Source organism: Streptococcus sp. KR, from assembly GCF_002238115.1.
Taxonomy (GTDB): Bacteria; Bacillota; Bacilli; order Lactobacillales; family Streptococcaceae; genus Streptococcus.
On sequence record NZ_NGVM01000346.1, the window covers coordinates 1 to 224 of the forward strand.

A 224-nucleotide genomic window follows, 5' to 3' on the forward strand; every position below is an offset into this window, starting at 1 on the left:
CCTGAGGAGATATAATTCATCTGCTGGCACGACTGAATTTAAGAAAGCAGTACTAATGTCATAAACAGAGAAGTTTAATCCAGTTCTCATGGTGAATAATACAAACATCATAGCTATTGTTGTACTTTGCACCACTGGACTACTAGAATCTTTGTCACGAGTTCCAACTGTCTTAGGATTAATAGTGATCAATCTAGCTTTAGCTGTACCATTTAATTTTCGTG

The 224-nt window shown here is 36.2% G+C and carries 1 protein-coding gene; it reads right to left on the minus strand.

The features are described from left to right. Positions 1 to 224 (minus strand): hypothetical protein (locus CBI42_RS13100; RefSeq protein ID WP_218822081.1); only part of this gene is annotated, 224 nt, incomplete at both ends.